Origin of the sequence: Olivibacter sp. SDN3, from assembly GCF_014334135.1 — a bacterium.
Taxonomy (GTDB): domain Bacteria; phylum Bacteroidota; class Bacteroidia; order Sphingobacteriales; family Sphingobacteriaceae; genus Olivibacter.
Genome location: NZ_CP060497.1, coordinates 1,107,898 through 1,120,337, shown reverse-complemented (window position 1 = coordinate 1,120,337; position 12,440 = coordinate 1,107,898). Strand labels below are relative to the sequence as shown.

Here is a 12,440-nt window from a genome sequence, read left to right as displayed (position 1 = left end):
GTATGTATCAATTAAGAGGCAGCCTGAAATAAAACAAAGACCCTTTGTTAAGTTCACTTTCAACGCCGTATTCGCCTTTGTGCCGTGCAATAATCTCTTTACAAATGTATAAGCCCATTCCTAAGCCTTGGAATTTGTATGAAGATTCTTCAACCCTATAAAATTTGTCGAACAAATTGCTGATTTTATCTGGCGGAATGCCTATTCCAAAGTCGCGAACACCGATCTGTACTTTATGGTCATGGGTCATTTTGCTTTCAATATGGATTTCGGTCGAATTAGGTGAATATTTAATGGCATTAGTTAGGTAATTGATCAATACCTGTTCTAGGCGCATTTCATCTCCGTAAATAAATGTATCGACATCTCCATACCGTTTAAAAGTATGCTTAGGATGCATTTGACTGATGTTTTCTATGGTGTTATCGACTAATTTCTTTATCGGAATATGTTGAAAGTTAAATTTCATTTTTCCGCTTTCGATTTTAGAGATATCCAATAAGTCGTCAATTAGATCGCGAAGCTTATCCAGTTGGGCGCTGGTTTTGGCCAAGTATTTTTTGTATTTTTCGTTGTTTGTGGTTTCAGGAAGGCGTTCCAGTAGCTGTAGGTACCCCCTAACGCTTGTTAATGGTGTTTTTAATTCGTGACTCGCAATACTGATGAACTCGTCTTTTTTATTCTCTAATAGCTTGCGATGTTCAATTTCCTGTTTCAGGGTTTCCTGCATATTGTGCATCGCTTGAGCCTGCTCAAATAATCGATAGAAGGTTTTTACTTTCAGCAATAGTATGTCGGGATCAAATGGTTTGGTTAGGTAATCTATACCTCCGGTTTCATATCCTTTAGTAATGAATTTTTTCTCGGTATTTACTGCGGATAAGAAAATAATCGGGGTATCTACCGCTTTGCTGTAACCGGAAATAAGTTCGGCAACCTCAAAGCCGTCCATGCCAGGCATTTGAACATCTAATATAATGAGGGCATAGGTAGTTTTTAATACCTTCTTAAGAGCGTCTTCTCCTGATGATGCAGTATGTACTTTAAAATTGTTCGATTCTAGAAATTTTTTTAGAGAAATTAGATTCTCCTGCTTGTCGTCAACGATTAGTATCATGTTTGGATAGCCCTTCTTTTGTTTGATGCGTGTCTCTTGCACAGGTATACAATTTTAGTGATTTATTTTAAGATAATAAAACCTAGGCAGGTGTCGCTAAGCAGCAAATATTTAGTTGAAAACCTGTTCTGTTACCTAAAGCACACGCTGGTGTAAACAAGAAGGACGGTCAGTATGGTCAAGGAGGCAGGTTATGGTTTAGAAAGCTATAAAAAAAGGTCTCCGAAGTTCTTCGGAGACCGTTAATTTCTTTGTTAACAAATCCGTATATTCAGAATTTTACCTTATAAAAAAGCAATTGACATTTTACTAGCTTATCTATAAGATTAGAATCAATACCAATATAATAATAATGATAGCTCCCACAGAAAGGTAAACACCTCCACTACCCATAGCCCTAGCCTTCTTGTTCATTTCCTTTAACTCTTTCTTTAAAGCCTTGCGTTCATCTTTTGACATCGTTGATTTATCCATGGCCTTAATTTCCTCTACCCTTTTACGCATTTCTCCCATACGTCGAGCTACTTCTTCTTCAGAAAGTTCTGTTTTTTTGGCATTTTTTTCACTGTTTGCCATAGCAGAAAGCGGGGTGCTAAAGGTAAAGGCAAGCATGAAAACGGTCAATAGTGAATAGATTTTTGATTTCATAGTATTATTGTTTAAGTGTAAGACTTGTCATTAAGAGCAAAAATGAGGCCATTGCGCGCTATGTAATATCGATTGCTTTATTTTTATAGCTAAAGCTAATTAATTGTTTTTGATTCCAGAAATAAATAATTTTATAAAGCCACTACAGATTTATTGGTAACAACAAATTGTTTAGCGTTCCCTTTAGGCAATATAAAGGTGCCGGTTAAATCACCGAAAGCAGGGAGTAGAAACAAAGGGGGCTGATAATGAAAGCACGGTAGCCTCAGTTTTTGTTTTCCTTTTCCCGTCAAAATAGTCGCGGGGTGTACATGGCCAGCTATATTAAGCATTCCACTGGGAACTGCTGCTAGCGGAGCATGCGAATAGATGATAAATTCTTCTTCAAGTTGCTCTTCCCACAACGCTAAATTAGCTTCCTGATATACGTTCTCCGGCAAGATATCATGGTTGCCTCTAACTAAAATCAGTTTTATTTGAGGATAAAGGTGAAAGAAGTCTAAAAAGTGTTGCCAGGATTTGTTCGTATCGCTGTGAAAAAGATCACCTAAGAATAAGATTCGTTTTGGCTGGTATTTTGATATCAAGCGATGCAGTTTAGCGTAGTCTTGTAACGTGCCTGCATTAGCGGGAATGATGATTCCAGATTTCCTAAAATGAGCAGCTTTTCCGAGATGTATATCTGCAAGGACCAGGGTTGCATTTTCGGGTAGAAATATGCATTTCTCAGGTAGCAAGTAAACAGTTTTGCCGCCTAAAAAGAAGGTATGAAGAGCTTCGTTCATATTAGAGTTGCGCTATGATCTTGTTCAGCCGGTCTTCCAATGCTTCATTACTGAACCGTTCCCGAAACGACTCAGCAAAGATAGGAAAAGCAAATGGCGTTAGTTTACTTGGATGTTTTATAAGTATCTTCTGCATAGAAATGCGATTAAGCGCATGATGTAAACGAGCATAATCCAGTTGGAAATCAAACACCTCATCGTAGGCCTCGCGAAGTAGTAAGTTTTCCGGCTCGTATTCCTCAAAAACCTTAAAAAAAAGGCCGGCATTTGCCTGTAGGTGTTTTGTTTTGATTTTTCTTTCCGGGAAGCCTTGAAATACTAATCCCGCAATGCCCGCAATATCGCGAAATCTTTTACGGGCCATCTCCGTCATATTAACACTCTGCTGAATGTCAGTACTTAGGTTTTCCGTTGATAATAGACCATTCGAAATAGCTTCTTCTATCTGAATTTCCTGATCACTCAGCAGCTCGAAACCATAGTCATTCATGGCGATGGAAAAGGTATATGGCCGATGGAGACTTAGACGGTGGGCGAATAATGCTGCCATGCCTTCATGTACAAATTTACCTTCAAAGGGATAGAAGAACAGGTGATAACCTTCCTTTGTTTGCGTTTTCTCAATAACAAAGCTTTCGCCGCTTGGAAGAGCACTACGTCGTTCCTGTTCCTTAAATAATGGCCTAAGAAAGGTCATTTCTGGCATGGTGTTGGGGGTATTCTGTTGCCATTCATCCAACATATGTCGGATGGCCATGGAAAGGTGTGTGGAGAGGGGCAACCGACCTCCCATCCATGAAGGAACAATTCCTTTTTTACGATTGGACAGCCGGACGATAGCCTGCAGATCTTTTACGCGAATAAGTTCGAGATTTTTTCCTGCAAACCAAAACGTATCGCCTATATGCAAGCGGGAAATAAACCACTCTTCAATGCTGCCAATGTATCTGCCGCTTGGATATTTAACACTCATCATCGTATCGCTTACGATAGCTCCAATGCTTAGACGATGCCGCATAGCTATCTTTCTGCTGATGACTTTATATAGACCATTTTCGATAACCACTTTATGAAATTCATCATAGGCATCTAAGGTTTTTCCGCCTTGGGTAATAAGTAACAAACATTGATTAAACTCGTGCATGGAGATAGATGCAAAGCAGTGTGTTTGTTTCACTTCGTTAAAAATTTCCATGGGGTAGAACCCATCCGATACCGCGAGTGTCACCAAATACTGAATCAGTACGTCAAATGAGCGGATGTAAGGAATTCTATTTTCCATTAATTGATGGTTTTCGGCATAACGCAGTGCCGCTCCTTCGATGATTTCAAGAGAATGAGTAGGCAAAAACCAAATTTTGCTGGTTGCTCCTGGCTGATGCCCACTGCGTCCGGCACGTTGAAGAAAGCGAGCAATTCCCTTTGCCGAGCCAATCTGTACTACAGTATCTACCGGTCTAAAGTCTACGCCGAGATCAAGACTGCTGGTGCAAACTACGGCCTTTAATTTTCCTAAATGCAACGATTGTTCTACCCACTGCCTAATTTCTTCACTTAACGAACCGTGGTGCAGCGCTAATATACCTGCAAGATTGGGTTGAAGTTTCAAAAGCTCCCGGTACCAGATCTCGGCTTGCGAACGCGTATTGGTGAATATCAGGCAGGTACCGGCATGTTCAATAATTTTTATTACTTCCGGAGCAAGGTATACGCCGAGATGACCGGCCCAGGGGAACTTATCTAGTTTTTCGGGCATAATTGTAGTGATCTCGGTTTTTTTCGGAAGATTAGCTCTGACAATACATCCGTTGTTTGTTTCCTTTGTTCCCAATAAGATGTTTTTGGCCTCCTCCAGATTGCCAATGGTAGCTGAAATTCCCCAGATTTGCAGTGTCGGGTTTAATTGCTTCAATCGAGATAGTGCAAGTTCCGTAAGTACACCTCTTTTGCTCCCGAGCAACTCATGCCACTCGTCAACTACGACAAAGCGGATACCGTTCAATCTCTTCGCATAGCCTTTTTGCGCCAGCATAAGATGTACGCTTTCTGGCGTGGTAATCAAAACATCTGGATGTTCTTTCGCCTGTCGCTGTCGCTCTTTAATTGCCGTATCGCCGGTGCGGAGGGCAATATCTAAACCTAATGATAAATCCTGGTTCACCCGGTTCAATGCCAAGAACATTTCTTGTGATAAAGAACGCAGGGGTGTTAACCATAAGCAGTATGTTCCACGTGACACTTCTTTTGACGCTCGAGATGCCAATAAACGTTCTAATATGCCGAACCACATGGCATAGGTTTTTCCATAACCTGTTGGGGCGTTTAGCAGGCCTGATTTTCCAGAAGCTATCGCCTGCCAGGTTTCTTTTTGGAATTTGTGGGGCGACCAGTTTTTCTGGCGAAACCACTTTGCTGCCAAAGCCATGTTTTGTTTACGCATTTATCTATTGTTATTACTTTCTTTCAAAAGGGCTAAGAGATCCGCTTTAGTATTCGCTTCTTGAGCTGTTTTGTCTTTTCGCCATCGCAGAATACGCGGAAAACGAAGAGCAATGCCAGATTTGTGTCTGGGAGAGGCGCTGATACCCTCAAAAGCCAGTTCAAAAACCAAGGATGCGGTTACACTTCTCACAGGACCGAACTTGTCAATGGTATGGCGTTTTACCCAAGTATCTACAGCCTGAATTTCTTTATCTGTGAGACCGGAATAGGCTTTGGCAAAGGGTACCAGTGCATCGCCGTCCCAAACAGCAAAGGTATAATCCGTATAGAGGTTTGCTCTCCTGCCATGCCCGCGTTGTGCATATATTAACACCCCGTCGATCGTATAAGGATCTATCTTCCATTTCCACCAGCTCCCTCGTCGTCTTCCTGTTTCATAAATACTATCCTTTCGTTTTAACATTAATCCTTCACAAAAATAAGCCCTCGACTGTAAGCGTTCTTTTTTTACCTCTTCCCATGATTGGCAATGAACGATGGGCGACAACTGTAGCGGGGACGGTGTAGGCATGTTTTTCAGGAGCCTCTGTAACATGGTGCGTCTCTTTAGCATAGGCAACCGACGGGTATCCTGGCCGTCATGTTCTAAGAGATCGTAACAAATCATAATCAGCGGAGCATCATCCAAGATTTTTTTACTGAGCTTCTTGCGTCCAATACGTGTTTGTAAAAGTGAAAATGGAAGAATCTGTTGGTTTTTGGAGGGAAGGATTTCACCGTCAATCACTGTTCCATTAGGAAGCCAGCGCTTTAAGGGATGAAATTCAGGGAATTTGTCTGTGAGCAGATCCTCACCACGGCTCCAAATATAAATTTCCTGATTACGTACGATAATTTGTCCCCTTATGCCATCATACTTGCGTTCAATAAACCAATCCTGTACATCCCCCAGTTTGGCTGGTTCTTGATCCAGTGGGTAAGCTAAAAAGAAAGGATAGGGCTCGTAGCTTCTTTCCTCTGCACGTTCATTTAGTAATAAATGCGCTAAGGTGACGGAATTGGGGTGCCAATTCCCCATTAAACGATGTGTTAACTCATTGGTGGGTTTACTGTAGGTAATTGCGAGCGCTTTAATAACCAACTGTTTGGAGACTCCCACCCTGAAGTTTCCAGTGATTAGTTTATTGAAAATAAAGCGTTCTTCGGGAGCAGTTTCCATCCAGCGTTCGCTAATGGCTTTTTCTTTTTCTTCGTCGGGCAAGGTGGGCATGTTGGATAAAAAGCGCATGGTTTCACTAAGTGTATACGCTTTTTCTATGATTGGCGGGGGTAAAGATAATGCAATGGTTTCAGCTAAGTCGCCAACGATATGATAAGACTCTTCAAATAGCCAAGCCGGGATTCGCGATAAGTGGATAGCCGCCTGGCGCATGATGGCGGTTTTGATTACCCGACCACTTGATTTCCCGATTAAGAGATAAATACTCCATAACACATCATCTATAGGCGCCGAGCGAAAATAGTTTACCAACGCCTCTACCTTCTTATTAGTGGAAGTTGTTTTGTCGATATTTTGAAACAATTCATTGAAGTGTATCACCGTTGGCCTCCTCGTTTAGCAATTGATCGTCATATAGTGTATCTACTTCAACGGCATTTAATTGATATTCTTCCCTCAGCCATTTGGCATATATTGACTTATAGCCATGAGTTACATAGATGTTTTCTGCTTGTGAAATTTTGATGGCATTATTGAGTTGGTTCCAATCGGCATGATCTGATAAAATAAACCCACGGTTTACATTTCGCCGCCGCCGGGCGCCTCGGAGTTGCATCCAACCACTATAGAAAGCGGTTTCATAAGGCATAAACTTCTTTAACCAAGGTGTACCGACTGCACTGGGAGGCATGATAACTAGGTAGGGGCTACCTATCGATTGGATATTTTCTACCGATGCATAGGTTACCGGAACTAATGGCTTACCCAAGTGGATCAATTGGTTTTGAATAGTTGTAATTGCCCCGTGAGCAAATATGGGCATATCTACTTCCTGCAATTGCTGAATAATACGTTGCGCTTTCCCAAGAGAATAACCTACCAGGAGCGAATTTATTTTTTGTTTTTGGTTATTCGCGATCCAGTCTAATGTCTGTGTTTTGATAAGTGCCGGATCAGGGAAATGGTATATGGGTAGTCCAAAAGTAGACTCGGTGATGAAGTGATGACATCTGAGGGGTTCAAAAGGAGTAGATAAATTATCGTTTTGTAATTTATAATCGCCGGAAACAACCCATATTTCTCCTTTGTATTCTAGGCGAACCTGAGCCGAGCCAATGATATGGCCTGCGGGATGCAAAGATATGCGGACTCCGTTGATGTGGATAGGCTCATTGTACTGGAGCGCCTCGGTTTTAATATCTTTCCCTAACCTCAATCTCAATAAGGCTTCGGTATCTTTATGGCAGAGGTAATGCTGGTGTCCACTCCTCGCATGATCAGCGTGAGCATGTGTAATGATCGCCTTGTTTACCGGTACCCAAGGATCGATATAGACTTTAGCCTGTTTGCAATAAATACCTTTTTTATTAAATGTAAGCATATGATAATCCTAATAACATAGCGAGTTCGGGCAATGCGCAAGATACATAACAAGGAAAGCGGACTTTAAGTTTTTGGAGGTATAGGATGAATTCGATAAGTTTGCATGTTTATTACGGAGAAATATTACGGATGAAATTCTATAAATACCAAGGTGCCGGAAATGATTTTGTATTGATCGATAACCGAGACAATAACTTTAACGCTGAGGATACAGCCTTGGTTGCCCATTTATGTGATAGACGCTTCGGTATCGGAGCCGATGGCTTGATGTTATTGCAGGAAAAGGGGGGGTATGATTTTGAGATGCTTTATTATAATGCTGATGGTAATTTGGGGAGTATGTGCGGAAATGGAGGCCGTTGTATCGTTGCCTTTGCTAAGCATTTAGGTATTATCCAGACTAAAACAACTTTTCTGGCGGTGGATGGTGCTCATGAGGCAACTATTAATCAGGAGGCCGATTGGGTAAGTTTAAAGATGATCGATGTTTCACAGATTAGAAAAGACGGCGACGCCTATGTGTTGAACACAGGATCTCCTCACTATATCAAGACAGTTAAAAACCTTCAGCAGTTTCCGGTAGTAGAAGAGGGGCGGGCCATTCGTTATCACCCTACGTACAAAGAAGACGGTATTAATGTAAACTTTGTAGAGGCTATTGATAAAGGCTATGCTGTACGTACCTATGAAAGAGGAGTGGAAGATGAAACGCTGGCGTGTGGTACCGGTGTAACAGCGGTAGCCCTTGCTATGGCTTATGTCTCAAACCAGACAGGTATCCTTAATACCCCCATAAAAGCACAGGGCGGGGCGCTTAATATTCAATTTCATCATCAGGGAGATGGTATTTTCCATGAGATCTATTTGGAAGGCCCGGCACATTTGGTTTTTGAGGGGGATATTAATTGAATGCAGGTGGTTTACGCTGATTTTTCTGACCATGGTCGAGTATTTTTTGCTGTTTTCAAAAAAAGACCAAGATTGCTGCAAAATAACGGCTGAATTTTTGTCGGAAAAACGGCGATCGGCTGGGAATATCTTTTTTTTGCGTAAAGAATAAAAATGTAAACATTTCCAAATGTTACATTTAAAATAAAATCTGCTTATATAAGTCTGTTAAGCTAGTTCTTTTGTAACAATTGTTTTTTCCATTTGCATTTACAAAAATAAGGACGAATATTTGCTTATGTCATCCTAATGTTTGTAACATTTTTATATACATTAACGTATGACTTAAATAAAAAACAGGACATATAAGTTGATTTTTACATTTACAATTATTTCGTTTTTTGCTGTGTTAGCTGGGCAAAAATGTTTAGCATGTCGAACCAAAACAGACAATTTCATGGCTTAATCTGCTGATACCTAATGAATATGGAGTATAGTGTCAATATACACCTTTTATTTGTTTATATTTTTTTACCGAAATGGAATTTCCTGTTACGGCGTTTCGTATTAATTACAAAACCGGCAGAATGATTATGCTTATTGGTATGCATATTTTTACAAGCTGAATTCTACTTATTACAAATAATCTAGTGTTATCTACTATTTATTACATTTTTAATTTTAAACCAAATACATCAAACACATGAAACAAAAACTACTAAGTTTCTTTTTTGTATGCATGGTACTGATTGGATCGGTATATGCGCAGGAAAGAAGAATTAGCGGTAAAGTAATCGCTAAAGACAGCGGGGAACCGTTGCCAGGCGTTTCGGTAATCGTCTCTGGAACGACCTCTGGTACTACAACTGATGCTGACGGAAGGTATAGCCTAGGCGTACCTGCGAACGGGGAATCATTAATTTTCTCGTACATCGGTTTTGTTAGGGAAAGCATTGAAATAGAAGGCCAAACCCAAATCGATGTTGAATTATCTCAAGATGCACAAGCCCTAAGCGAAGTTGTTGTGACTGCATTGGGTATCGAACGTAATCGAAATGAATTGGGTTATGCTGCCCAGGAAGTACGAAGCGAAGATATTGTACGTACTAGAGATAATAACTTCACCAGTGCCTTATCAGGTAAAGTAGCAGGTTTGGAAGTCAAACAATCGGGCACCATGGGGGGATCTACCAATGTGGTGATGAGAGGGTACAAATCTGTTATGTTTAACAATCAGGCATTATTTGTAATAGATGGTACACCAATCAATAACGAGACAACCAACACATCTGATCAAGAAACTGGTCGTGGAGGATATGATTATGGTAACCCCGCTGCGGATATTAATCCGGATGATATTGCGTCGATTAACGTATTAAAAGGTGCTGCTGCGTCTGCGCTTTATGGGTCGCGAGCTTCCAATGGAGTGATTATGATCACGACCAAAAAAGGAAAGAAAAATTCTAGCAATATAACCGTCAACAGTGGCGTAAATATAGGACGTATAGATAAAAGTACTTTCCCGAAATACCAAAAGGAATACGGAGCAGGTTACGTTAATCAATATAGCGAAGAAGGATATCCTTCACCTGACGGAAACTTTTGGTATAATACGGTATTTGGAAATTCAGGACCAGCTTTAGTAACACCTTTTACTGAGGATGCCTCATACGGTGCCGCTTTTGATCCAAATTTAATGGTTTATCAATGGGATGCATTTGACCCTGCATCACCTACTTATGGACAGGCAACGCCTTGGGTCGCTGCAAAAAATGATCCTTCTGCATTTTACAAGACCGCAGTAAATTCTATGCAGAGTGTAACCATTGACGGAGGAGGAGACAAGACCACTTATAAAGTAGGTTACACAAGAAATGACGAAACTGGTGTATTACCTAATAGTAAGATTACTAAAAACATGTTTAATTTCTCTGGCTCACATGACATCACAGACAAATTAACGGTGGCTGCTAATGCAAACTTTTCTAAGATCGATGGTCTGGGGCGTTTTGGAACAGGATATGATGGTAGAAACCCGAACCAAACCTTTAGGCAATGGTGGCAGACGAACGTGGACATAAAAGATTTGGAGAATGCCTACAATCGTGAAGGAAAAAATATCACTTGGAATTGGGCTAATATCGATGCTACAAATCCTATCTACTCGAATAACCCATATTGGGAGCGTTATGAAAATTATCAGAACGATACGCGGAACCGTTATTTTGGTAATGCTACCCTCAATTGGAAACCCTTAGAATGGCTCGATGTATTGGGGCGTGTGAGTTTTGATGGATCAAATGAGTTCCAAGAAGAACGTTTAGCGATAGGTGGCACAACAATTCCTGAGTATGCGCGCTTTGATCAAACTTATAGTGAAGCGAACTATGATCTTTTATTGAATTTCAAAAAGAATATCACGGATGACCTCTCGTTTACTGGACTTTTGGGCGGAAATATTCGTAGAAACTATTTATCATCCATCCGCGCTCAGACAAATGGCGGTTTATCATATGAGGGTTTATACTCCCTTTCGAATTCTGTGAACCCTATTGAAGCGCCGGTTGAAATTTATGAGCGGAGAGGAGTAGATGGTGTGTTTGCAAATGCCAACTTTGGTTATAAAGAAACATTTTTCGTTGAAGGATCGATCCGTCGTGACCAGTCGACCACTTTACCGGAAGGTAGTAACGTCTATTGGTACCCATCAGTTGCGGGTAACTTTTTATTCTCTAATTTGATGAAAGATTCCAATTGGTTGAGTTATGGTAAATTCCGGGTCAATTATGCAGAGGTTGGTAATGATGCCCCTGCGCTTAGTCTTTTGAATGTCTATACCATCAATACAATCTTTGCTGGTAACCCGATGGCGTCTATTGCGACCGAATTACGGAACGCCAACTTACGCCCCGAACGTACGAAAAGTTTTGAAATAGGTGCGGAAATGAATTTTTGGGATGCCAGAGTAGGGTTTGACGCGACTTATTATAGAGCAACTTCATTTGATCAAATCATACCTGTTGAAGTATCTGCTACTACTGGTTATCAGAGACGTTGGGTAAATGCTGGTTCCTTAAGGAATGAAGGCGTAGAGGTAAGTGCTTTTGTAGTACCTGTACGTACCAACGATTTCTCATGGACATTGAACCTTAACTTTGCCACTGTAAAAAGTCAGATGGTGGAACTTTACGAAGAGAACACTAATATTCAGTTAGGCACTTTCCAAGGAGGTATCTCACTTAACGCTACTTTGAATCAACCATATGGAACCATTCGAGGTCAGGATTACGTGTATAGCGACGGACAACGTGTAGTCGGTGAAGACGGCTATTACTTGTTTTCAGAACCTAATCAGGTTTTGGGAGATATCATCCCCGATTGGACTGGAGGGATACAGAACAACTTTAAATATAAAGATCTTTCATTATCGTTCTTGCTGGATATCAAGAAAGGCGGTAGTGTATTTTCATTAGATCAGTATTATGGGATGGCCACCGGTATATATCCAGAAACAGCGGGTTTGAATGACCTAGGTAATCCTGTGCGTACGCCAGTTGCGCAAGGCGGTGGCGTTGTGCTGCCTGGAGTAAAAGAGGATGGTACACCTAATGATATTCGCGTAGAGGCTTATGATAATTCCGTAACACCTTACGGCTATGCCAATAACCCACAGGCAGGATTCGTATACGACGCCAGTTATGTGAAATTGAGAGAACTAGCTTTAACATATGCTTTGCCGAACAGGTGGTTGGCAAATACGCAATTCTTTAAGGGAATTGATGTTTCGTTAGTAGGAAGAAATTTGTGGATTCTACACAAAAATGTACCATATTCTGATCCAGAGGCCGGATTGGCTGCAGGGAACCTACAAGGGGTTCAAAGTGGAGCGTATCCTTCAGTAAGGAATTTTGGATTTAATGTTCGGATGAGATTTTAGGAATTAGATTAAGCGTTTTAA

General features: G+C 41.0%; 8 protein-coding genes. 2 read left to right on the top strand and 6 right to left on the bottom strand.

Annotated features, from left to right (window positions below):
• Positions 1-7 precede the first annotated feature (7 nt).
• From H8S90_RS04460 to H8S90_RS04435, 6 genes are all read right to left on the bottom strand, one after another.
• Positions 8-1,117: a hybrid sensor histidine kinase/response regulator gene (locus H8S90_RS04460; RefSeq protein ID WP_187342922.1), complete on the bottom strand. Its 1,110-nt coding sequence runs from the start codon at positions 1,115-1,117 to the stop codon at positions 8-10.
• A gap of 318 nt (positions 1,118-1,435) precedes the next feature.
• Positions 1,436-1,765: a hypothetical protein gene (locus tag H8S90_RS04455; protein ID WP_187341384.1), complete on the bottom strand. Its 330-nt coding sequence runs from the start codon at positions 1,763-1,765 to the stop codon at positions 1,436-1,438.
• A 131-nt stretch (positions 1,766-1,896) separates the two neighbouring features.
• On the bottom strand, positions 1,897-2,550 hold the full coding sequence (gene pdeM / locus H8S90_RS04450) for a ligase-associated DNA damage response endonuclease PdeM (protein ID WP_187341383.1): 654 nt from the start codon (positions 2,548-2,550) through the stop codon (positions 1,897-1,899).
• A gap of 1 nt (position 2,551) precedes the next feature.
• Positions 2,552-4,990: a ligase-associated DNA damage response DEXH box helicase gene (locus H8S90_RS04445; protein WP_187341382.1), complete on the bottom strand. Its 2,439-nt coding sequence runs from the start codon at positions 4,988-4,990 to the stop codon at positions 2,552-2,554.
• Positions 4,991-6,592, bottom strand: coding sequence for an ATP-dependent DNA ligase (locus tag H8S90_RS04440; protein ID WP_187341381.1), 1,602 nt, complete (start codon positions 6,590-6,592; stop codon positions 4,991-4,993). It lies immediately after the preceding gene.
• Positions 6,576-7,592 carry a ligase-associated DNA damage response exonuclease gene (locus H8S90_RS04435; RefSeq protein ID WP_187341380.1) on the bottom strand — a complete coding sequence of 339 codons (1,017 nt, stop codon included), beginning with the start codon at positions 7,590-7,592 and terminating at the stop codon, positions 6,576-6,578. The genes H8S90_RS04440 and H8S90_RS04435 overlap by 17 nt, the downstream gene beginning before the upstream one ends.
• An 86-nt stretch (positions 7,593-7,678) precedes the next feature.
• On the opposite strand from H8S90_RS04435, the gene dapF reads away from it, so the two are divergent.
• Both dapF and H8S90_RS04425 read left to right on the top strand, forming a co-directional pair.
• Positions 7,679-8,503 carry a diaminopimelate epimerase gene (dapF, locus tag H8S90_RS04430; RefSeq protein WP_255501814.1) on the top strand — a complete coding sequence of 275 codons (825 nt, stop codon included), beginning with the start codon at positions 7,679-7,681 and terminating at the stop codon, positions 8,501-8,503.
• Positions 8,504-9,185: 682 nt separating this feature from the next.
• Positions 9,186-12,419, top strand: a complete 3,234-nt coding sequence (locus tag H8S90_RS04425) for a SusC/RagA family TonB-linked outer membrane protein (protein WP_187341379.1) — start codon at positions 9,186-9,188, stop codon at positions 12,417-12,419.
• Positions 12,420-12,440 lie beyond the last annotated feature (21 nt).